This is a genomic window from Litoreibacter albidus, assembly GCF_900107015.1.
GTDB classification, from domain to species: domain Bacteria; phylum Pseudomonadota; class Alphaproteobacteria; order Rhodobacterales; family Rhodobacteraceae; genus Litoreibacter; species Litoreibacter albidus.
In genome coordinates this window covers 1-22,614 of sequence record NZ_FNOI01000006.1, presented here as the reverse complement: position 1 = coordinate 22,614, position 22,614 = coordinate 1, and the positions used below count along the sequence as shown (strand labels likewise).

The following is a 22,614-nucleotide window of genomic DNA, read 5'->3' as shown; positions in this document are numbered from 1 at the left end:
TCAACAGGTGAGGCTAAAGCGCAAGAACCGGTGGGTCGTGAACGTGTTGCGTCGATAGTGTGTTGGAGCTTGCGATTGCTATGAAACTAGCCAGGTCAGAGTTGTTCCCAAAAGCTTGACTGGGACATCCAATTCCCCGTCTTCCTCTTCTGAGTAAATGCGAAATGAAGGCCCCGATATAGCGACGCGTTCATTGTGCGGAACGCTTTCGACGCAATGTATCACGCTGTCTAGTATCTTTTGGCCATGAGGGGTTTGTACCTCTGCCGCGTATTCCGTCTTAGCGCGTTCAGAGATGCACTCTCGAAGATCCACTTCATTTGCAGAAGGGATAGCGCGGACTGTGTCAACGGTAGCAGAAACAAGCGCGATGCCGACTGAGATCAGGTTATTCCGGCGAGCCAAAAATGGAATTACCGCTTCTTCTAGGCTCTCGTCATTGTGCGCAGAAAGTACTTCCAATAGTTCTCGCACATCCCCCTCCCAAACACCTGCGTCAAGAAAGTCCCCCTCATCGGAAAATGACTTCCAAAGGGTCGAGCCTAATGCTTCCTCACCCCTCGAATAACGCGGATGATCAGCTAGAGCAGGTTTTAGGTGATCCCAACTCGACCAGTGTAAATGAAAGGTGCTGATGGGCGTCGTTCCCATCCAATGGTTGCTAGGCAAAAACAAACCGACTTCCGTTTCTCCGCCGACGTAGTGGTCCCACAAGCCAACATAAACGACCGTGTTAAAACTTGGCTCTTGAGGTGCATCAATCGAAGCTATGCCAAGTGTTGTGATCGCGCGAAGAGCAACGACAGCAGCTTTAAACGAACGGATACACTCTTGAGACTTTAGATCAACATCAGGGTCGTGCTTTGACTTGTTGTATAGCTGCCGCAGTGTGTGCAGGGACGTCACTTGAGGAGCCGCTAAACCCAATGATGAAAGATTGTCAATCAGATCATTGAGATTCGTTCTGCGACTGATTGTCGGAAAAACGACGGATTTTAGGTAGTATTCAAGGCGTGATGTGAAAGGCTCGATCAGTGCCGATAGATCTGCTCGAGAAAAGGATTGATGGGTGAGAACCGTAAGTTTGTGAAGTGTATGCTCTGCATCTTCCGTGATGGCTTCGCCGCGTGTTTTCATTGATAGTCCTGCTTTGAATGTCGGTAGGTGTCGCCTAGTTGATCAGGAGGAAATTAGCCTTGCTGCTCGTCCTCCGCTTTTCTCACCCAATTCGGCGCAGGGTGCTTGGAGCGTTGGCAGAGTTGACTATTCAAGTCGCGAAAGGAGCTGAATCTAGTCGCCCGTTTCCAAGAACGATAATTGTGCAATGACTCTTCGCGCGGGTCATGGCGTTGTATAGCAATCGCCGCTTATGTTCGTCGCTTCCAGTTGCTGATTGCGGCCACAGAACGATAACCCTGTCGAACTCTCTGTTTTTTGCTCCATGGATGGACATGGCCTTGATCTTTGCACTTTTCTTGAAGCCAAGGCGTGTGTTTGTTCTGACCGCATCGGAGATAAAGGAAACTAATTGAGCCTTTTCGAATTCGCTTTGGCCTGTCACCCTGTGAAGTCTGCGGATGCGCCGGTCCACTGTTTTGACCATTGGCTGCGCCGAGTGCTCTTCCAACAATGCACAAACCTCGTCGTATGAAGCTGAGGCTGGAAATCCTATTGCTTCAGTCAGTTCGCCTGCAACGTTGTTATCTCCGCCTTCCCAACTAACTGAAAACGCTTTGTGCGGCCATGGCCCCTGCGTGTTTGCGACAGTACTAATTGCGTTCTGTATAATCGTGCTCGTTGAATCTGGAGTGAGAAGTGCAACTTCTTCAGCGCCCAGTCTCAATTGAAATGCCAGATTCCATGCGAGCAATCCTGAATTTTTTGCCGTGGCTGGAACTTCCACGAGTTCCATGCCTTCGCCGACCCAATGAACCCTATTAGTCTTCCCAATAGCTTCCTCATTCAATACGGCACGAATGTCTTCACCGTTCCTCACGGCCAAAGCTGCTGCCAGCAAACCTTCCTTGTTCGTTCGGTGACTTTGGGCCAGGGTGTGGGTGGTTCCCGCGTTTAGTAACCGATCGATGAAGTCCGCCGTTTCTTGGCCATCACTCAAGCACTGGAAACTGTCTGCGGCAACAACAGTCGTGCAACACTCCTTCAAACCAAGAATTATGCCTTGCCGATGCACATCGAGGTCTTGAGCCTCATCGACCAACACCACGGGGTAAGTTCTGGCCACCCAACGACGTACTTCTTGATCGTTCAATAGTTCACCAGCCAAGAAACAAGGACCGTGAAATTGACCCAACTCTTCGGCCTGCTGCCGCACTTCGTCGGTTAGTTTAGCGTCTCGTCGCCTGACCAGTGTTTGGGCGAAAGAGTCAAAAGTGAGACAGTCGAACTTCCGCCTGAATGAAGCTTCGGCGTTTAAACTTTCTGTCAGCCTTCGTCGCGCACCATTCATGAAGGTAAGTGCAAGCATACGTTGACCTTCACCCAACGCATCGTTTGCGATCAATTGACGAGCGTGAGCCACCATGCTGTAGGTCTTTCCTGACCCAGCAGGCCCTTCAAAAAAGTCAAACGTCATCGGGAGGCACGAACCGGAAGGTCGGCATAGCAGCACCGTCTTCGGTCTCTCGGACGAAAAGTGGAGAACTCTGGACTGATGGCTCAAGCAGAGTATCACAAAGTGCATTGAGCAGCTGGGCCGCCCGCTTGCGGCATGCGGCTTCACCCATCAGAATTGCCGAGGTGATTTCTTGTGTGGGGGCGTAGGACTTCTTACCTTCCAAGAAAGCAGAAAGCTCCTCCGCATCGCCGATGGCGGTGTTATTGGCCTCAGCTAACTGGGGCAAAACTTGTGCAAGGCTTGCTTCCGCGATCCAAGTGACCACGTGTTCAATTTTCCAATCTGTTGGCCATATGATTGCCGCGCTAGGCGATGGATCCGCCTCATTCAATTCCGTTAGGTAACCCCTTCCGGCTTGATCTCCATCAACAAGGATTGCGCAATTATGATGGACACGTCTGACCACTTCATGCGTCTCAGCGATCTTTGCGTCGTCTGTCGGCACGACCCCAACAAACGTCGAGAACTTCGACTGTTCGACCTCAGGCGAGTCCCAACTTTGCCTAAGTTCCAAAGCGGTTTGGAGCGCCTCTAGCCAAGCTACATCGCTGATACCCTCTGGTATCAGAACACGCTGATGCATCAGCGCGGCAATTAGCTTTTGTCGCCAAGCAAAAAAGAGGTGTTGCTTGTGATTGGTCGGACCAGCGGGTGCTGTCTTTGACAATGGAGAGACAGAAATCTGACCATCGTCGTTAGAAACAAAATAGGTTGCTTCGACAGGGAACATCGCTGCAACCAGCGGTGAGTGGGTGGTGACAATCGTCTGATCGCAGAGCGCGTTTAGCCTGTTGACGAGCCGTTTTTGTTGAGAAGGTTGAATATGCAGCTCTGGCTCCTCTACCGCGAGGACAAATGACTTGTTCGCATCTGCTCTGGCCTTGCCGAATTGCATCAGTAGCAGAAGACTTTGCAAGGAAGTCAAACCAGTTCCTTGCCGGGCGGAAGGGAGGGTTGGACCGTCCCCGTGGGCAAAATGTGGTACGACGCTTTCGAGGACTGAATTGCTGTCCGTCCCTGTTATACGAAGCTGAAGCCTTGGTGATGATGGCATGAGCTTTCTAAGTTCATCATTGGCCTGCTCAACAATCGTTGTAAGGCCGTCTTGTTCTTCTAGTTTCTGACCTGCTTCCGGTTCCCAAAGGCGTTCTCTTGCATCGCGTACAGCAGTCGCAGGGAGGCCACCCAATGTTGCAACGAGACGCCGAAAAAGCTCAGAAGTGAACGAAATCCATTTGTCCCATGTTCGGGACGCGGGGACCATGAAGAAGCCAAGTTCTTGAAGCGTCTTCGAGGAAATCGGCGTAACAACAGTGTCTTCGTGGAATGGATCACCAAGAGTTGCTTCGTCATCCACAAAGAACCTGACGGTCTCGGCCTCGAGTTCCTGGAGATCAAATCGGGCCGAAAAAGCGATCTGAACACTTAGCTCAGTGTGCTGATCGTCTGCTGATGCGGCAAGGCTGCCTGTATTTGGGTTGAGCCACTTCTCAACGCCTCCGCGACCAATCGCAAACCAAGATGGGCTATGCTGCGGGTCATTCTCTGGGAATCCTGTGACGGTGGCAATGATTAGGATTCGAGATGTCTCGATGGGTCTGCTTTTATGAAAGTCATGTTCAGTCAAGCGCCGAACCAATCGGTCTCTTCCGAGCAGTAAGGCAAGAGCCTCAATAATCGTTGTCTTGCCGTTGTTGTTCGGCCCCACAAGAACGGAATGTTTTCCAAAAGTAATGTCTGCGTTCTGCACCCCACGCAGGCCTGAAATCTTGAGACGCTGAATATACAACTAGAATTCCTGTTTCGGCCAAAATGATGAGATAAATACACGCTTAGGGCGAGGATACAGGGGTTAGTGCCAGTTGAAAATGCCATTTGTGTTGGTTGGAACGATTGAAGCTGTGAACGGCTGCTTTTGCTGCGCTACAGCTCGATCTTTGCACGTGCAGCGAATGCACACTTTCCGCCCTTCATGTCGAATGCTGCACTGCAATGGTGGAAATACCTGCCTACCCTAACGATCACACAAACCGAGTTCTAGACATCGCCGCCAAGCACGAGGTCTAGCGGTTCAGGATCAGCCAGTTCTGCACCCGATTTATGCACCGCCGCTAGGGCCTTGTTTTCATAGCTGGCTCAGATTGGTGCAAAGATCATGATTTTAACAACGCCAATTGGATAGCAGGCGTTCGTACAGGATAGGGAAACCCTGTTGGGAAAATCGCTTAACTAGATGCGCTTCGATAACTTTCTCTGACCCGTTTGAAGGCATTTAGCGAACGCATCGTTTTACCGGCGTCAATGCTCGCTAGGTCGAGGATAATGGTGTTCGCGATGGTCATCGGCACGACCAAAGATTGCGATTCTCCTGCCCCCCCACGGGAAACGCAAATTTGTTTGTTCTTCTCCCCCTTCAAATAATCTTCATCTACGTCGCATAACAAAAGGCATGTGGCACCGCGCTCAGCTGCGATGTCTGTAAGATGCCTAAGTTGCTGCGTCGTCCCCCGAAAACAGCTCAGGAATAAAACATCACGATCCGTCATGGTATAAGCCCACTCAATCTGATGTTGTCCGACACCGCCCAAATCGACCGCATCATACCCCGATCGGCGTAACCGCATTGCCATAAGTTTCGCCAGTGCGGTGCCATGACTTGTGCCCGCGGTAAAAATCCGCCGTGCGCCCAATAGCACCTCAGCAAACTCCCGTATTTGTGCATCGCGGACACTTTCGCGTAAATGTTCCAGCGCAGTCACTTCGCTGTCTATAAGCGATGACAACAATCCACCCTCTCCGGCGCGCGCAATCCGTGCGGCGATCCGTGCTGTCGGGTCCGCATACTCCCCCTGCCCCTCCATCAAACTGTTTTGCAAAAACGACCGGAATTCAGGATAACCCGAGAACCCCAAACGACGCGCAAGACGCACTGCAGATGCAGGATGCACCCCCGCTCGCGATGACACTTCTGTGCTATTCTCGAATGCGCCACGGATCGGGTCACTGGTTAAGACTTTCAAAATTCGCGTATCGGCATCGGTTAATTTTCCGAAGTTTTGCGTGATGATCTGTGAGATATCAGAAGCAAGATTGGGGTTATTCATATGTCGTTATTAATCCTGCTGTGCGTTAGGCCGTCATTGCGGCAAATGACTTCGGTGCCCTTTTGGTGGGTCGAGTACAATGATCGGATCGGTCGCCCGTCTTCGCGTCAAAACAAAGCAGTTGGGATGGATCCAGGGATAGCCATACTGTTTCGCCATCTTGCGGCAGATCCCCACCCCGCGCAACAACCGCCGACAACCGGCCAGCCTGACTTTCGCAATGAACGATAAACGTCGCGCCCGTCATTTCAGACAGCACAACCTGAGCCTGAATGGTCGGCCCCTCGACTGCGGAACGATGGACGCTCAGTGCCTCGGGGCGAAAGCCGACATCAACGTCGCGCGGCCCTTCCCAAGCTTTGATACAATCTGCGGGTACGATGTTCATCGCTGGCGAACCCAGAAAACCCGCTACAAAACGGTTAACCGGTTGATCATAAATCATGTCCGGTGTGTCGAACTGCTGCAAATGCCCGTCTTTCATGACGGCCACTCGATCTGCAAGCGAAAGCGCCTCGGTTTGATCGTGAGTGACATAGATGATCGTTGCGCCAAGTTGGCGGTGCAGGTCTTTGATCTCTGTACGCATGGCAACGCGCAGCGCATTGTCGAGGTTTGACAACGGTTCATCCATCAAGAAAGTAGAACAATCGCGTGCCATTGCACGGCCCATCGCGACGCGCTGCCGCTGCCCGCCAGACAACGCCCCGGGCTTGCGGCTTAGGTAGGGAGTGAGCTGTAGAGTATCCGCTACAGCACGTGCCCGCGAAAGGCGCTCTGCCTTTCGCACTTTGCGCAATTCCAATCCAAAGGCGATGTTTTCCAACACCGTCATATGTGGATAGAGCGCATAGTTCTGGAAGATCATCCCGATATCACGGTCTTGCGGCGCCATATCATTGGCGCGCTTGCCATCGATATAAAGTTCCCCGTGCTCGCAAGGATCAAGCCCCGCCAAAAGCCGGAGCAATGTCGACTTTCCGCAGCCTGAGGGCCCGACAATTACAATAAATTCGCCATGTTGGATATCCATCGAGATGCCGTGCAAAACCTGTGCCCCACCGGGATAGGATTTGCGGATGTCGGTGAAGGTGATCGCGCTCATTTCGTCGCCTCATGATTGAATGTGTTGCGGACCTCGATGGCCAAATGGGGGCGGTCTGTGGTGAAGACCTTGACCCCCAACGTCAAGGCCTTGCGAATTTGGGCACCGCTATGGGCCGCCCAACATCCGAAGTCCAAGCCGGCTCCGGTGATCTGCGCCATGGCGTCGGAATCTGTGTGGTCGATGTTGAGGCCGATTTCGGGGATGCAGTGGTTTTGGGCCAGTTCAATCACCGTTGCGATGCCAAGTTGCTTTTGCACTGGCGGGCTGACGAGCCACAGAAAGGGGCGTGAAGAGTGACGAGCGATTTCATCAAGGTTGGCCACCAAGAAGGACGAAAATCCCGTACGTTCTAACAGGCCACAACGCGACAGCTCTTCGATCACTTTTGGTACGAAATCACTATAAGGTATGCCATTTTGATCCGGTTTGAATTCGCATCTTAAATTGACAGTGCTGTCTTGATAAATGGCGCAAAGTTCAGCCAATGACATGGGGTGCTCGTCTACACCATAATTAATACGGGCAGCGCGTATTTCGGCCTCTGTTGAATCGATCAATGCACCGCTTCGATCTGTGGTGCGATCCAGCGTTGCATCGTGATGCACCATGATAGCACCATCGCGGCTCGGATGAACGTCGAATTCCACTTCTTCCAACGGAAGGGCTGCGGTTGCGCGAAAACCGGTTGGTGTGCTGTCACCATAATTCAATGTGCCGCCACGGTGGGATGCAATGCGTGTCATATGTTTTGTCCTAGTCTGTGTCATTTCACGGCACCCATCATCATGCCGCGGATCAAGTGACGCTCGACCAAAACAAAACCGACAATAACCGGCAAAATAGTAATGGTGGAAGCTGCCATAACGAGCGGCCAATTAATGATGTCTTCGCCCGGATTCACCCGGTAGAGGCGCGCCAAACCGATTTGCAGGGTGTAGAGGTCCTCTCGTCCGATCGCGACAAGGGGCCAGATGTAATTGTTCCATTCTGATATGAAGATATAGAGACCCATCGACAGGATCGCAGGTTTAGACAGCGGGATAATCACGCGCCACAAAACCTTAAGCGGGGACGCCCCATCCATATAGGCCGCTTCGTCCAGCGCGCGCGGGATCCCACGAATATACTGACGCAGGAAGAAGGCCGCGAATCCGTTGGAAATCGCAGGCAAGACCAGCCCTGCGTAAGTGTCCAGCAACCCCGCTTTTGCCAAAGTCAGGTAATTGGGGATGAGCGTGATATGGCTGGGAATCATCAAAGTCGCCACAACCGCGCCAAACAGCAGGTTGCTGCCCCGAAAAGTGTAACGCGCAAAGGCGAACGCCGCGCAGGTGGCCACGGCCAAACCAATGAGTGTGACGAGGCCTGAAACAATTATCGAGTTCAGCAGATAGCGCGCAAAATTGTACTGTCCGATGGCCAGTTCAAAGTTGCTAAGCGTAAAATCTATGGTGCCGGTATAATAGGCGTCCGCCGTTTGGAACGACATCCAGATGGAATAGAGCACCGGTGACAGAAACAGCAGCCCAGCGGCAAGCGCCAGCCCTGAGATGAGGGGGTTACTAGGCTTCATAGTGCACCTTTCGACCAATAACGCGGGATTTGATGACCGCCAAAGTAATGAGGAGGATGAAAAGCAAAACTGCCAAAGCTGAACCAACACCGATGTCGAACAGGTTGAAACCGACCCGGTAAAGCATGTTAACCAACATATCAGTCGCACCCGCAGGGCCACCTTTGGTCATAACGTCGACAATGGTAAAAACCTGAAACGCCTCGATCACAGAGATCATCAGTAAGAAATACGTCGTCGGCATCACCAACGGCACCGTGATCCGGCGGAACACATGACCCTTACGCCCGCCATCCACGGCGGCGGCGTCGTATAGTTCGGGCCCGATCGCTTGTAGCCCCGCGATGTAGATTATGATGTCATAGCCAAGCTGCTTCCACGTGTTGACAAATATCAACACCCACAACGCGACATGTGGTTCTTGCAACCACGCGATTTTAGGTAATCCGATGCTCTTTAACAGAGCGTTCATCATGCCGTAGTCCGTCGAGAACACCCAAGAGAACACCACACCAATTGCAACCGTCGATGTCACCGCCGGTAAAAACAACGCCCCGCGCATGATGCGTGAAACCCACGTCTCGCGCAGCAGTTGGGTTGCGATGAACAACGCCAGAAGCAAGCGCAACGGCACAGATATAATTGCAAAAACAGCCGTCACACGCAGCGCATTCCAAAACTCGCGACTGTCTAACAGCAGCCGATAGTTGTCCAACCCGACAAAGGGCTTGGTCGGCGACAGAAAATCCCATTCACGAACGCTAAGATTCATGCTTTGGACAATCGGGACGTAGGTAAAAACCGCGATAAACGCGAGAAGCGGTAGGACGAAAAGGTATGGTGTCATACGGCGGAGCATGCATCTACTTTCCAAATAATGGTGTGAGGCCCCAACAAGATGGGGCCTCACACCATAGGATAATGACGGTTATCGCTCGAGGCGTTCTGCTTCAGCACGGGTGCTCTCGGCGAATTCTGTCAAGACTTCAGACGGGTCACGCTGGCCCAGTGCCATGGCCTGCCACAGGTCATATTCAGACGCGCGCATCCATGTCACCACCGGAGGACGCGGACGCCCGCGAGCGAAATCAAGCTGATTGATCGCGACATCAATACCCGGCTTTTCCGCCAGAGCTTCGATCGCAAGCGGTTGCTGTGCCGTTTGCTGATTGATTGGCATGTACCCTGTTTCGGAGAACCACAAAGCGTTGGATTCAGCCGATGCTGCAAAACTGATGAACTGATACGCGGCATCTTGAACTTCGCTGTCAGAGGTCGACAGAATCCCGATCCCCGCGCCACCGATTGGCACAGCGCAGACCTTGTTGCAGGGCATTGGCACAACAACGGCATCGTCGCCCAAAGAAGACGCAGCACGCCCATAATTACCGGTGGAATTGATCATCATACCAACACGGCCAGCCAAAAACGCATCACGACCGTTGTTTTCCTGCGTCACACCATCCGGCGATGCGACTTCGTGTTCATGCACAAGCGAGGCCATGAATTCATAGGCTTCGATCGTATTTGGTGCATCTAGCAAGATCTCGCCAGAAACGCTGTCGATCAGATCACTGTCATTGCCCATAATCAGGCCCCAACGCGCGAACTGGCCCGGCGCAGCAATGCCCGTGATGCCCTCATCGCCAAGTGTGTCTGTGATCTGCTGCGCCGCAGCCAAAAGATCATCGTATGTGTTCAACGGGGTATCTTCACTCAACCCGGCACGTTCGAAGATCGCCTTGTTGAAATATAGGACCGGCGTCGAAGAGTTGAACGGAACAATGTAGTTCTTGTCTTCGTAAACGCCGACCTCACGCGCAAAACCAAACAAATCATCTTTCAAAGGATCGGCATCCACATAGGGAGTCAAATCCTTCAATACCCCGCGATCCGCGAACAGACCGTAACGCGTAACCTCCATAATCACAGCATCCGGTGCACGCTGCGCAGGGATCGCCGCCTGAAGCTTGGTCACAATGTCGTTGTAGTTGCCGATCTCTTGCGCATCGATCGTGATGCCATCGTTTTCGGCTTCAAAGTTCTCGATAATTTGGGCCAGCGCCTCGCCAGAGCCCCCCCCAAAACTATGCCAAAATTCTACAGTAACATCAGCTGACACCAACATAGTTGACCCCAACAGCGCCAGCAGTCCTACGCCAGACATTTTTCCGACTTTTGCAATCATTTTATCACCCATCTTGCAACTCCAGTTGCAGTTTCGTTCGGGCACTAGCTAGGACCATTTTGTAAATTATATTATACAAGACGATGACAATCAGGTAATTCATCAACTTCTTTTTTTTGAACACGCGGGAACATTTCACAGCACGCAAAATGAACTATGCAACTAAAATTGCAGGCAGTTCTCGCATATACGATGTCGTCTAGGTACACATCAGCAACAACGTTCTGGTGAGCAAGCCCATCGTTTTAGCCCCTGCCTTCAGTTACAGACTGCTTGGTATTGGCAATATCACGGGCAATCGTTCCTCCGTTTCAGTCCCATAGTCCAACTCACTTATTGCAGCAAATGCCATCAAGGGAACGGTAACGATCCGCTACAGGTCCAAAAGCCCGAAAAGGCTCCCCGCGCTCTGCCATTGCGGAGCGCGGGGACATCGTGAATGGGAGTTACTGGTCCCGCTTATAAACTATCTTCGGATCTCTTTTTCGCCCTTTGTCCCGCAACTTAAAGGAGCTAAGCGCAGCAATCGCACAAGAAGCACTCGGCGCCAGTGAAAAGCAAAAACGCTATGCGCTTTCAGGGCGATTGAACCGAAGCTTTAAGAACTTTAACGCTTTGGTTCGTCCAGTTATGTTCGGCCTTCCGCGCGGCATCAAATGCCCCGGGCCAATGCAGCCAATGTTCATAGATTACGCTCATGTCACGTCGCCCGACAGCATCTAGAACAGCCGCAATATCTGTGCGCCCGGTGCCCAGTGGTGCCCCGTGGATGCTGAACCCGACACCGTAGGGGTCTGGCTGGATAACATAATCCTTCAGATGCAGATTGATGGTATACGGCGCAAGGATTTCCACCGTCTCCATCGGCCATTCACCGGCACAGATCGAATTAGCCACATCAAGACACACACCAACCTGTTCGTCATCAATCTGCTTCAACAGCTCCACAACGCGTCGCGACGGAAAGTTAAAGTGGTTCTCAATCGCCAAGCGAATATTGGCGGCTTTCAAGGCGGGCAACAGGGCCACAAATTCAGCCGCAAGTTCTGGAACAGGTCGTTTGGCGTCAGGCGCATCGAGGGCTACACGCAAAATACCGGCCCCGATCCGTTGCCCGATTTCGATATAGCGGCGCACCTCTTCGGCGTCAAAGGACTGCGTCCCAAGTTCAAGCGCGATGCCCTTTGCACGGGCAGCAGTCGCAAGTGCGTCAAGCTCGCCCTCCCCCAGCTTATGCAGGGGGAGGTTGTCGGCGTATTGAACTACGCCAAGATCGTGTTCCGCCGCGACATCTAAAACGTCCATCGCGGTCATCGGCGCTTCGGGGCGGCGATCTTTGTGACCGACAGACCAGCGAAACGCGTAGCTACCAAGTCCAGCGATCATAGCAACGCCTTGATCAAATCTCGTGTGGTCAGAGCGCTATCACCGCTTTCGATCATTTGCTTGATCTTTTTCGGCCCAATTTTGGCAAGCAGCGCGCGCAGATTGTCCATGGTTTCGAACGTGTATCCAACGGCCTCGGGCCCGTTGCCTGCGCGGGTAAATACATCATACGCAATCCAACCATTATAGCCGAGAGTATCCATGTAATGGATTGTCTCCAGCGTTTCCCAAAGGTTGACGGAGGCCACGGGCATATCCCAGTCCGCTTGGCGGTTGTTGTCATTGAAGTGTACATAGAACAAACGGCCAGCATCAAAGGCGACTGCTAGCTCGGATGCGGGGCTTTCGTGTTCGATCAGGGCGTGGCCGAGGTCCATCGTAACGCCCACGTTGTCTGCGCCGACTCGGTCACAGAAATGCAAAGTGCGCCCCATGGATGGCATGATGATCCGGTTGCGGACTTCGTAGGCTTTGTATTCGATTGAGACTTTTACATCAGGATTATGGGCAGCAACCTCTTCAAAGGCTTCAATCGACCAACGCCATTGTGCCATATGATCTACGTGAAAGGCATGATCGCTACCATCAATCAGTGGGCAAACGGAGATCATGTTCGCCCCGAAATCGGCTGACATATCCATCGCCCGCTTCATATAATCTACGGCCCGACGGCGCACGCCAGCGTCCGGGTTGGTAAATGATCCCGCGCGAAATACGTCTTCGCCTTTCAGGTTTACGTTGACGGCAGAGACATCAAGACCGGAGTCCTTAACGATTTGCACCTTCTCACCCTCATGCCCGAGATCCTGCGGATAGACTGGTTCGACACCATCCGCGCCAACAGTTTTTTTGGAAATAGCCAAACGTTCTTCGAATGTGCGGGCGGGTTGGTAGGTGTGAAATCTGTCGGAGTATTTGCCGAGCGTCCCCATGAGGATTGAGTTCTTAGTGGCCATTATTGGTTCCTTTTTTAGTAATTGTAGAGTGCTTGCGGGATCGCCAGCACAAGTTGCGGGAAGAAGGTAATGAGTATGAGAACAGCAAGGTGAACCGCGATAAACGGCAGGATTGCCTTGCATATTTGCAGGATCGAAATGTTGGCGAAGCCACACGCTATATACAAGGATAGGCCCACGGGCGGCGTCACTGTGCCAATCATCAGATTAACTGTCATCATCACGCCAAAGAAAACGGGATCAATCCCGAAGGCCTGCGTGACAGGCAACAAGACAGGTGTGAACACGATGATCGCGGACCCACCGTCCAAAAAACACCCAGCGACAAGAAGCAGGACATTGATCACCAGCAACAAGACGAGCGCATTGGTGACGTGATCGGAGAACCAGTTTGATAGGGCAAGCGGGATCTGTTCAACTGTCAGAACGTAGCCCACCAGATTGGCGACGCCGACAATCATCATAACAACACCCGTATTAAGCGCAGCAGAGTGGAAAAGCGCCGGCAGCTGCGAAAACTGAAGTTCGCGGTAGATGAATAGCCCCGCTATCAAAGCATAAATCGTGGCCACGACAGCGGCCTCTGTTGCTGTGAAAATCCCGCCCAAAATCCCACCAACGATGATGAGAGGCATTACAAGCGCCCCGATGGCTGAGATGAAGCTTGTGATCAAGCCAGACATCGAGAACGGCTCTGTTTCGACTTCCCAGTCGCCGCGGCTCGCTTTCATGTAAATGACGACCATCAGGCCTATTGTCATCATCAGCCCAGGCACAATGCCGCCCATGAAAAGCGCGCCGATAGACACACCAGAAATGACACCGTAAAGCACAAGCGGGATGGACGGCGGAATGACGGGCCCATTGACGCCGGACGCCGCAACCACAGAAGCTGCAAAAGCAGGATCAAAACCGCGCCGCACCATCATAGGGATCATGGTTGATCCGATGGCGGTAGTATCCGCCACGGCAGACCCGGAAATACCCGCAAAAATGGTCGAAGCAATGACGGCGACATGAGCTAACCCACCGCGAATCCACCCCACCAGATAAGACGAAAAGTTAACCAGTCTACGAGAAATTCCGCCGCGTTCCATCAATGATCCGGCAGCCATAAAAAACGGAATTGCCAACATTGGAAAGCTGTCCAGCCCCGCGTAAATACGCTGTAAAACCAACTGCGAAGACAGCAAGTCATTTGATTGCAAAACGACCAGCGAAGCGCCCATAAGAGCAAAGATGATTGGCGTGCCAACGAGCAAAAGTAGGAAGAACACACCGAAAAGGATGGCGAGTGATATCATGTGTCCGGCCTTCCGTTCGGGTTGATCTCGGGGGAAATTTCAGGATTGGCTCCAGGCCCTCCACCCGTATGGGGAGCGTTGATTGCCGCGTCGCGAAGACTGATTACCAAATTTAGAAACAGCCAGAACACGAGCAGAACGCACGAAATCAGAAGCAGACCGTAGATGGTGCCCATCGGAAACTGCAGGGCGGGCGTGCGCTGGTCCCACTCCCGCAGGAACGTATCCCATGCTCCGCGCAGCAGAAAAGTGGAACAGATCAGTCCGACCAAGCTGGCCAGCGCATCCGCGATGTGGCGGCCGCGCGGTGGTAATAAATCCGTCACTATTGTGACCGTCAGGTGTTCGCGGCGGCGCGCCAAAACAGCGGCACTTACGAATATCAGTGAAATGAAGAACAGCCGTGCGACTTCCTCCGACCACGTAAGCGGCCAATCAAACAAGTAGCGCGTCAAAACTTGGAGGGCGACGACCCCGATCATACCGGCCAAAAACACGATTAAGAGCCTGCCAAGCGCCGCTAGGATAAAGTCCTCGGCACGCGCAAGCGCACCGAGGGTTGTATTTGATTGACTTTGCGACATGTCAGTTCGCGGCTCGCGCTGCGTCGATCATATCAAGGATTTCTTGTGCACCCTCACCAAACTCGGCAACGGCATCGTTGCGTAACGGCGCAACTGCCGCTGCAAGTACCTCACGATCGGGGCGTGTTACCTGCATACCTTTGCTTTCAAGTTCTGCCAACAGGTTGGCATCATCCTCGGCTACTTTGGCACGCTGAACTTGCGCGCTGTCCAAAACTGCTTGGCGCACGATTTCTTGGTGCTCTGGTGAAAGGCCTTCCCAGAGATCCGCGGAATACATAACCATATGTGTCAGGTGCAAATGCCCTGTGAGCGCAAGGTGATCGTTCACCTCATAGAATGCCGCGTTGTAGATGTTTGAAAGCGGGTTCTCTTGCCCATCCACGACGCCTTGCTCCATTGCAGTGTAAAGCTCGTTGAAAGCCATCGGAGTTGCATTGGCTCCCATCAACTCCAACGTGCGTAGGTGATAAGTGGCGCGTGGCGTACGGATTTTCAGGCCAGCAATATCCTCTGGACCTTCGATGGCGCGTTGGGAGTTCGTCAAATGGCGCATACCAGCCTCATAGAACCCAAGCAATTCAACGCCCTGCGGCTCAACCAGCTCAGCAACGCGTTCGCCCAGTGGGCCTTCGAACGCGCGAAACGCATGCTCGCGGTCATCAAATATATACCCGATTTCGAGTGTGCCCAGCACGGGTTCCCAGGAGCCGAAGAAACCTGTGGTGACCCAAGTTACCTCAAGCGTACCAGAGCGCAGCTGCTCTACCATTTCACGTTGATTGCCGAGTTGAGCGTCGCTAAAGACCCTGACGTCGATTTCTCCGTTTGAACGCTCTTCAACAAGTCGCTCAAATTCGTGTGCGCCAACGTTTTCGGGGTGGTCGCCTGACACCACAGTGCCGACCTTAATCGTCACATCTTGTGCCAGCGCCTGTCCGCCGAGTGTGGTTGCAGCTAGCAAAGCCAGCGTTGAGGTGAAATGCTTCATTTGGTTTCCTCCCTTGGTGAAGCTTCGATTGGCATGGTGTTTCCATACCGCCGGACAAGATCGAGAAGTTCGTTGGTCGTTCTGGTCCAGTGTTCGTTGTACAACTGGTTCAGACGCGCTGTGTCGCGTGTCCTGATTGCGTCGTACATTTCGCGGTGTTCTTCTGCTGACCGCGTGGGTAAAGGCCTGAGATGCAATGAAAAGTAGCGGGCACGATCCGTAAGAACGCGCTGACTGTGATACATTCCCGCGAGGCGCGCATTGCCACAGTGATCAACGATACCGAAATGGAAACGCGCATCGGCTTCGACCCAGGCATCACGATCTTCGCACGCAAGCGCCGCATCCATATCGCTCAAAGCATCTGAAATCGGTGTAAGCTCTCGCTCCTCCAGCTGCGCCAGCTGCAACGCTGCCTCAAGCTCGAGCGCCTTGGCGATTTGATGGATTTCGCGCACATCGTCGGCCCGCAAGGGAAGCACGCGGGTGCCACGGCGCGGCAAGACCTCTACAAGCCCCTCGGCAGCAAGGCGTTGAACCGCTTCGCGCAACGGGGTCCGCGTAAACTTCATCTCGGCAGCAAGCTCCCGATCCGACCAAAGAGTTCCACCTGGAATGGTGCCTTCGAGAATGCGTTTGCGCAAATAGTCATAAGCTGCGTCTGCAAGGCTTCGATTTGTCACGAGCAGAATCTCCTGTGTCACTTGCTTTAACATACCATCTGATATATCAGTTAGTATGTCAACGCACCTAAGAATTGCCGCCTACCTGCCAGGCAACAAAAAATGATCTATGTCATTGATTATTGGTTAAATTTTCAACCTCTTTCTGCGCGACTCGATGGACAGATCTCTACTTTCATCGCGCAAAAACCGGGCGAACGCGCATGAATCGGGGGAACGATTGGTGAGATCAACAGTAAGAGCGGGCGTGTGCCAGCTCGTTGAATGAGAGGATTCTTAATGAGCATATTGAGAGAAAATCTGTCGCACGTGAGCTGGAAAGGCAGCTTTCAATGACAGAGCTAATCACCACAGCCAACTTTAAGGCCATTACGATTTCTGGCTCTGGAATGACGGCCCGCATTTTGCCGTTTGGTGCGAGCCTTGTGGATCTTCGGCTTGAAGGCTGGGCGCACCCTCTCGTGATAGGGTTGAAAGATGAGGCCTCTTATCTCGAAGAACGCCATCTTTATCTTGGTGCGGTGATTGGGCGGTTTGCAAACCGCATCGCCCATGGCCGCACGATCGTAGATGGGCAGCCGGTCTTGCTGGATTGCAACGCACCACCGCACCATTCCCATGGGGGCAGCAATGGATTTGCGAGCAAATTTTGGAAAGTCAGTAAAGCACAAGGTGCCAGCGCGACCCTAAAATTGCGTAGCCCCGATGGTGAGGCAGGCTATCCAGGTCGCGTGGACGTTATTGCAACCTATGAGTTGGTCCCGCCGCACACACTTCGCCTGACGTTAGAAGCTACCACGACCCGCAACACGATACTTAATCTTTGCCACCACCCCTATTTCAATCTCGACGGGCGCGCACGAATTGACAACCATTGCCTTCAGGTCGATGCGGAGCGCTACCTACCGTGCGATGAAACTGTTCTGCCAACGGGGCAAATCAACCACGTTGCACATAGCGATTTTGACTTTCGCCAAGCTGTACGTATCGGTGACAAAATTGAAGGCGGAACCCTCTACAACAATAGCTACTGCCTTTGTGACGAGCCAAGTCGGGTACTCACTTACGCGGCAAGGCTATCTGCGGATCGCGGGCCTCAGCTTGAAGTATGGACAACTCAGGCCGGGCTTCATGTCTATTCTGGCCATAAGCTCAAGACAGAAAGCAAAGGGCAAAATGGGCGTGAGATCGCCGCGTTCGGCGGGCTATGTCTGGAAGCCCAGAACTGGCCCAACAGCGCAAATATGCCAAACTTTCCATCGCCGTCGCTGGCAGCAGACGAAACTTACCGGCAAGTAACAGAATATCGCTTCCAGATGACACGCTGACCCACTCAGGTCAGTCTGACCGTTATGCGCGCCGTGGGGTCTGGCGAAGTTGAAGAACCGCTCCCCTTCGTCAAGTTTAGCCTCCAGATCGACGTCGCCTTTGTAGCTAAGAAGTTGATAGAACTTTTGCTGATCAGATTGGTGAGTCGAAAACATACAAAGGTTTTGACCCACCAAATATTTAATCGGCTATCTGTACAGTGGCGCTTTCCCATGCATTTTGAGCGAACGCATCGTCAAGGTTCGTTTCCGCTACATGGTTCGTGTAATTCGATAAAACCTTTAGCGCGGTCCCCAAAATAACTTCCATTACCGTTTGCCGTGAATAGCCTGCGAGTAGGAAAGCGTTAATCTGCCCGTCTGTGGGCCAACCGCGGCTTTCGTTGATGGCAATTGCGAACTGACGTAGCGCTTCAAGTTTGGGATCAGCGATTGGCGTGTCGTTGCGCAGCGCTGCGATCACATCAATTGAAACACCGCCTATTTGAGACAGCGTGGTATGGGCCGCCATGCAGTATTTGCAGCCGTTGAGCCGATTGTTTGTCATCAATATGATCTGACGCTCTGTTTCCGACAAGTCAGCCTTGCCGAAGATGTTCGAGAGGGTCGTGTAGCCTTCAAGGATGGTCGGGGCTTCGGCCATGGTGGCGTAAAGGTTGGGCACAAAGCCGTACCCCTTTAGTGCTTCCCGAAGAATGGGCTTGGCGGCCTCTGGGGCGGGTTCAAGGGTGTGTGTGGTAAAGTCAGTCATGTTCGTATCCAATTGTGGGCTTCTGATTACGCTCCTGAACGTCGATTGATCAGCAGCTTGGGGGATTGAGTGACGGCGAGGGAAAGGACCCAAGGAAAGGTCCCAAACTGCTCCGTGTCCGCCGAAAAAATCGATCGCGGCGACCACGTGAGCCGCCGCATCTATTCATTTGTTGGATCAGAGCTCGCCTACTGGCGTGTTAACGATATCGGACCATTTGTCCTTGGCGCCTGTTAGGACGGCCTCTTTGTCTTCGAGGTACTTGTCGAAGATCGCGGAGTTGACGAAGAGATAGAGCTTCCCATCGACAATGTCGGCGTACCGGACATCACCGTCCAGTTTCTTACCGACGAAAACACCAAACGCGCAAAAGCCACCGAACTGGGGCAAGTGGTCAGATGGTCCTGCGTCGAACTTTGCCTGAGCATCAGCAGACGCGAAGTAATAGTCCACACCATCGTGCTCGGACGTAAAGGTCGCATTCCCTTGAGCTGGCTTCATGTCTTGGAACATCGAGACCGGATCGACACCGTGCATGCCAAGCGGATTGCCCGTAAGCGTAAAGCCATTGTTTACGTTGTATTCGTCAGCAGCAAACGCGGTTGACGCCAAGACCACAGACAACGCCGTGGCAATGCCAGAAATAGTGCTATTGAGTTTCATGATTCTTCCTTTCGAAGTAGGGGGGATCAGGCGGCGTCGCCAATCCGTTTGACTGCGTCGTCTGTCCACCAGACGCCGTTCGCAACCATGCGGAAGTTGATAAGGGCTGCGAGATACCCGTCGCCTTCCGGCACTTTGGCACCAGCGGTCGCATCGCGGACGACAGCAACTTCGTACCCCAGCTCAAGCAGATCATAGAGGTGTGCTTGCGTGCAGAGGTTCGCGGACATACCTGCAAGGATCACCTTGTCGATGCCGCGCTTGCGCAGCTGCAGGTTCAAGTCGTTCTGCGCAGGGCTGTAGACCTTATGGGGTGAACATACGATGGTTTCGCCATCTTCGATGTACTTCTTGTACTGCGGCATCCAGTCAGCGCCAGACCCATCGAAGTTGTCAATATTGAGTGGCCCAAGGCGATCAAACATCCCAATACTGTGCATTGTGGCTTCAAGAGTGCCTTCGAAATTCCACTTGTGATCATGCGGGTAGTAGTAGTGGGGAGAGATGAAGACAGGCATTCCAGCGGCCTTAGCAGCAATGAACAAGTTTTCGATGTTATCGACCGTTCCCTGTTCGGTAACGCTCTCGCCAACAACGCCCCAAGTGACACCGTTTTCTGATAGGAAGTCGATCTGCGGATCGGTGACGACAAGGGCAGTGCGCCTGGGATCAATGGTCATGTCGATCTGGGGCAGCCCAGGGGTTTCCGGGTCAGCGTACTCGGTTTTTGCTTCGTCGGTTGCAGCTTGCGACGCAGTGCCAACGACAGACGCAGCACCGGCTGCGCTAGCTGCCGCGACACCTGCCAGAACGCGGCGACGGGCAAGGTCAACGCTTTCTTCTGTGTGGCCACATCCGCAGTTATCATCGTGGTCGGGGTTCATGATAGTCTCCTTGGTTCAAAGTTGTGCAGAGCTGAACGCACTGCGTTGGCAGGACCGCGAAACTCAAAACACAGCTTCTCCGTTCACGGCTGATTGGACCGTGTTGAACCTGTCTGGTTTCGCTTTCCTGAGTTCCGGCGTGGCGAAGGGGTCTGCCGGTATTTACTGGGGCTTTCGCTGAGCTAGAGACCCAATTCAGTCAGACCTTTATGGTCAGGTGGCCGGGTCGATTCGCTCCAATGAAACAGCCGCTCCGACTCTTCTATCTGCAGGTCATTGATTGACGCGATGCGCCACCGCATCAGGCCATTCTCGTCAAATTCCCAGTTTTCGTTCCCATAGGACCGAAACCACTGGCCTTCACCATTGTACCATTCATAGGCAAAGCGTACGGCGATCCGGTTTTCCGTGAAGGCCCATAGCTCTTTGATGAGGCGGTACTCCATTTCTGCCAACCACTTCTGAGTCAGAAGATCGACGATGGCGGCACGGCCCTTGATAAAGCTTGAGCGGTTCCTCCAAAGGCTGTTGACAGTATAGGCTTGCGCTACTTTCTCGGGGTTTTTGGAATTCCAACCATCTTCGGCCAAGCGGACTTTCTGCTTAGCCGTTTCTAAGGTGAACGGAGGACACGGAGGGCGAGACATATTCAGGTACTTTCTGTACTAGGTGATAGCGACTTAGGCGGCGGGCAACGCTGCTATTGAATATCGGGCTGAAAGTTTGGTTGTGATTGCAGAACGAAGCCACAGGCGCCGGACGGCGATGCGATATCTTGGAACAGGTGCGCAGACGGGCCTACGGCGGATTGAGATGAACGGAGTTCCGCAATCGTCGAGGCAAACACCAAGGCCGCGCAGGTTAAAACAACGAATAGACCCGAACGGCGGACGAGCTGTTGCTCAGACCCACCTTTGGCATTTGATGCCTCCCACGAAGAAGCAGGAATGGATCCAAATGAGATGTGTTCACTGTAGCTGGGGGGATAGGCCACTTGTGGTAACGAACACCTGCCGGGACAGACAGTCTTATCTGAATAACTCATTCCTACTTCTCCGTTCGGAGGTCTACTTCGGCATCGTCAGGCATGTGACTGATGGGAACCGAAGGCATTCCTCGTTGGCTTGGTGAACTAGAAGTAGGAGTTGTGCTGCTTAATGTATTGGCCAGCCCTGCCAGCGTTTTGGCATTACCTGCCAATCAAGGCTGTGATCTGATGTCTAACTGTGAAACCTGCCGAAACCGTGCGGGGGCTTCCCCAACCCATCGCTTGAATGCCCTGCTGAAGGTGCTTTGTTCCGAAAACCCCGTCAAAAAGGCAATCTCGGCGATAGACGCGGTGCTGTCGCGAAGCAGCTCCTTGGCAAGCGCGGATTGGGCGCGCGCCAGCACGTCGCGAAAGGTCAACCCCTCGGCGGCAAGGCGGCGGTAAAGCGTGCGTTCGCTCATACCCAGCTCCTTTGCTAAATCTGCTGCATGTGGCACTCCGGCGCTTAAAGTCGGAGTGAGACGATACACGAGTGCGTTGCTGAGCGATGCGTCTTCTTCAACAGAGCTGAATTTAGCATCCAGATGACTGGTCAAATAATCTGACACACCCTTGTCGCCGAGTACATTTGAAAGTCTGAGCATAGATGGGTCGAGTGCAATTGCATCAAGATCAGCCGAGAACCGAACAGGGCAGCCAAAGAGTTCCGCGTATCGCTGCGGATCACCACGGCAGGTATGACGAAACGTGACGAACTCCAACTTAAGCTCAGGTCCAACAATCCGTTTCAGGTTGCTCGCAAAAGCACCAAGAGCGCATTCGTTTCGGAACTCCAAAGCTGTGTGGTGCGGTGTCTGGACTTCGAATATCCAAAGCGCCGGATTGCCGGAGTCATCAAGACGATAAATCGCCGTATCGGTAACTAGCCGATAATAACGCTCTACTCGGTGTAGTGAATCTCTCAACGTGGGTGCCGTCTTGATCGCAAGTCCGAGTATTCCAAGGTCATCGACCTTAATCATATTGGAATATGTCGCGACAAGCTTCACCTCGTCGGCCTTACTCTCGCGGATAAAGTCGATAAGGCCAAAATAGTCGACATCCAAAAGCTGCCCGTCCGCGGGGCTGGGCAATCTGGACCTGTCGCGGTTTGATGCCGGCCCTTTGATAGCATTTACTTCAACAAAGGGGACTGACTATGGGACTGAAACGGACGGACGAATTCCGCCAGGATGCGGTGCGGATCGCGCTGACCAGCGGGCTAACGCGCAAGCAGGTGGCGGATGATCTTGGCGTCGGCATGTCGACGTTGAACAAATGGATCACATCGAACCGAGACACGGATGTGGTTTCGAAAGAGGATTTGAGCCTCGCCCACGAGAATGACCGGCTTCGACGTGAGAACCGCATTCTCAAGGAGGAAAGGGAAGTGTTAAAAAAGGCCACGGTGTTCTTTGCGAGCCAAAAGCCGTGAGGTTTGAGTTTATC

General features: G+C 53.0%; 22 protein-coding genes and 2 pseudogenes. 3 read left to right on the top strand and 21 right to left on the bottom strand.

Annotated features, from left to right (window positions below; genetic code table 11):
• Positions 1-78: 78 nt before the first annotated feature.
• From BLW66_RS13425 to BLW66_RS13355, 15 genes are all read right to left on the bottom strand, one after another.
• A complete protein-coding gene (locus tag BLW66_RS13425; RefSeq protein ID WP_089947681.1) occupies positions 79-1,137 on the bottom strand; it encodes a hypothetical protein in 1,059 nt (352 codons plus the stop codon).
• A gap of 130 nt (positions 1,138-1,267) precedes the next feature.
• Entirely contained in the window at positions 1,268-2,593 is a 1,326-nt protein-coding gene (locus BLW66_RS13420; RefSeq protein ID WP_089947680.1) for an ATP-binding domain-containing protein, read from the bottom strand.
• Positions 2,583-4,424 (bottom strand): ATP-dependent nuclease, encoded by a 1,842-nt coding sequence (locus BLW66_RS13415; protein ID WP_089947679.1) that lies wholly within the window; start codon positions 4,422-4,424, stop codon positions 2,583-2,585. Before BLW66_RS13415 ends, BLW66_RS13420 begins: the two co-directional genes overlap by 11 nt.
• Positions 4,425-4,860: 436 nt before the next feature.
• On the bottom strand, positions 4,861-5,739 hold the full coding sequence (locus tag BLW66_RS13410) for a MurR/RpiR family transcriptional regulator (RefSeq protein ID WP_089947678.1): 879 nt from the start codon (positions 5,737-5,739) through the stop codon (positions 4,861-4,863).
• Between the two features lie 25 nt (positions 5,740-5,764).
• On the bottom strand, positions 5,765-6,844 hold the full coding sequence (locus BLW66_RS18235) for an ABC transporter ATP-binding protein (protein ID WP_089947677.1): 1,080 nt from the start codon (positions 6,842-6,844) through the stop codon (positions 5,765-5,767).
• A complete protein-coding gene (locus BLW66_RS13400; RefSeq protein ID WP_089947676.1) occupies positions 6,841-7,590 on the bottom strand; it encodes a glycerophosphodiester phosphodiesterase family protein in 750 nt (249 codons plus the stop codon). The genes BLW66_RS18235 and BLW66_RS13400 overlap by 4 nt, the downstream gene beginning before the upstream one ends.
• Positions 7,591-7,610: 20 nt before the next feature.
• Positions 7,611-8,420 carry a carbohydrate ABC transporter permease gene (locus tag BLW66_RS13395; protein WP_089947675.1) on the bottom strand — a complete coding sequence of 270 codons (810 nt, stop codon included), beginning with the start codon at positions 8,418-8,420 and terminating at the stop codon, positions 7,611-7,613.
• On the bottom strand, positions 8,410-9,267 hold the full coding sequence (locus BLW66_RS13390) for a carbohydrate ABC transporter permease (protein ID WP_211664272.1): 858 nt from the start codon (positions 9,265-9,267) through the stop codon (positions 8,410-8,412). The genes BLW66_RS13395 and BLW66_RS13390 overlap by 11 nt, the downstream gene beginning before the upstream one ends.
• 81 nt (positions 9,268-9,348) lie before the next feature.
• Positions 9,349-10,620, bottom strand: coding sequence for an ABC transporter substrate-binding protein (locus BLW66_RS13385; RefSeq protein ID WP_211664271.1), 1,272 nt, complete (start codon positions 10,618-10,620; stop codon positions 9,349-9,351).
• A gap of 564 nt (positions 10,621-11,184) precedes the next feature.
• Positions 11,185-11,994 carry a sugar phosphate isomerase/epimerase family protein gene (locus BLW66_RS13380; RefSeq protein WP_089947673.1) on the bottom strand — a complete coding sequence of 270 codons (810 nt, stop codon included), beginning with the start codon at positions 11,992-11,994 and terminating at the stop codon, positions 11,185-11,187.
• Positions 11,991-12,950, bottom strand: a complete 960-nt coding sequence (locus BLW66_RS13375) for a sugar phosphate isomerase/epimerase family protein (protein WP_089947672.1) — start codon at positions 12,948-12,950, stop codon at positions 11,991-11,993. The genes BLW66_RS13380 and BLW66_RS13375 overlap by 4 nt, the downstream gene beginning before the upstream one ends.
• 14 nt (positions 12,951-12,964) lie before the next feature.
• Positions 12,965-14,254 (bottom strand): TRAP transporter large permease, encoded by a 1,290-nt coding sequence (locus BLW66_RS13370; protein ID WP_089947671.1) that lies wholly within the window; start codon positions 14,252-14,254, stop codon positions 12,965-12,967.
• A complete protein-coding gene (locus tag BLW66_RS13365) occupies positions 14,251-14,838 on the bottom strand; it encodes a TRAP transporter small permease (protein WP_089947670.1) in 588 nt (195 codons plus the stop codon). The genes BLW66_RS13370 and BLW66_RS13365 overlap by 4 nt, the downstream gene beginning before the upstream one ends.
• Position 14,839: 1 nt before the next feature.
• On the bottom strand, positions 14,840-15,829 hold the full coding sequence (locus BLW66_RS13360; protein WP_089947669.1) for a sialic acid TRAP transporter substrate-binding protein SiaP: 990 nt from the start codon (positions 15,827-15,829) through the stop codon (positions 14,840-14,842).
• Positions 15,826-16,545 carry a GntR family transcriptional regulator gene (locus BLW66_RS13355; protein WP_089947668.1) on the bottom strand — a complete coding sequence of 240 codons (720 nt, stop codon included), beginning with the start codon at positions 16,543-16,545 and terminating at the stop codon, positions 15,826-15,828. The genes BLW66_RS13360 and BLW66_RS13355 overlap by 4 nt, the downstream gene beginning before the upstream one ends.
• Before the next feature lie 299 nt (positions 16,546-16,844).
• Here BLW66_RS13355 and BLW66_RS13350 point away from each other — a divergent pair, with 299 nt between their 5' ends.
• Positions 16,845-17,840: an aldose epimerase family protein gene (locus BLW66_RS13350; RefSeq protein ID WP_089947667.1), complete on the top strand. Its 996-nt coding sequence runs from the start codon at positions 16,845-16,847 to the stop codon at positions 17,838-17,840.
• A gap of 12 nt (positions 17,841-17,852) precedes the next feature.
• Here BLW66_RS13350 and BLW66_RS17805 read toward each other — a convergent pair.
• The 4 genes and pseudogenes from BLW66_RS17805 to BLW66_RS13335 form a co-directional block, all read right to left on the bottom strand.
• A pseudogene (locus BLW66_RS17805) lies at positions 17,853-17,987 on the bottom strand (IS481 family transposase); the annotation flags it as partial.
• Positions 17,988-18,021: 34 nt separating this feature from the next.
• Positions 18,022-18,591 (bottom strand): carboxymuconolactone decarboxylase family protein, encoded by a 570-nt coding sequence (locus tag BLW66_RS13345; RefSeq protein ID WP_089947666.1) that lies wholly within the window; start codon positions 18,589-18,591, stop codon positions 18,022-18,024.
• Between the two features lie 177 nt (positions 18,592-18,768).
• Positions 18,769-19,254, bottom strand: coding sequence for a YHS domain-containing (seleno)protein (locus BLW66_RS13340; RefSeq protein ID WP_089947665.1), 486 nt, complete (start codon positions 19,252-19,254; stop codon positions 18,769-18,771).
• A gap of 26 nt (positions 19,255-19,280) precedes the next feature.
• Entirely contained in the window at positions 19,281-20,138 is an 858-nt protein-coding gene (locus BLW66_RS13335; RefSeq protein WP_089947664.1) for a cysteine hydrolase family protein, read from the bottom strand.
• Between BLW66_RS13335 and BLW66_RS17950 the strand changes: the two genes are divergently transcribed.
• Entirely contained in the window at positions 20,137-20,319 is a 183-nt protein-coding gene (locus BLW66_RS17950; protein WP_089947663.1) for a hypothetical protein, read from the top strand. The genes BLW66_RS13335 and BLW66_RS17950 overlap by 2 nt on opposite strands.
• Position 20,320: 1 nt before the next feature.
• On the opposite strand, the gene BLW66_RS13325 is transcribed toward BLW66_RS17950, so the two are convergent.
• Both BLW66_RS13325 and BLW66_RS13320 read right to left on the bottom strand, forming a co-directional pair.
• A complete protein-coding gene (locus tag BLW66_RS13325; RefSeq protein ID WP_089947662.1) occupies positions 20,321-20,785 on the bottom strand; it encodes a nuclear transport factor 2 family protein in 465 nt (154 codons plus the stop codon).
• Between the two features lie 553 nt (positions 20,786-21,338).
• Complete coding sequence (locus tag BLW66_RS13320) at positions 21,339-22,232, bottom strand: helix-turn-helix transcriptional regulator (RefSeq protein WP_244508650.1); 894 nt, start codon at positions 22,230-22,232, stop codon at positions 21,339-21,341.
• 92 nt (positions 22,233-22,324) lie between these two features.
• On the opposite strand from BLW66_RS13320, the pseudogene BLW66_RS13315 reads away from it, so the two are divergent.
• Positions 22,325-22,614: pseudogene (locus BLW66_RS13315) on the top strand (transposase); the annotation flags it as partial.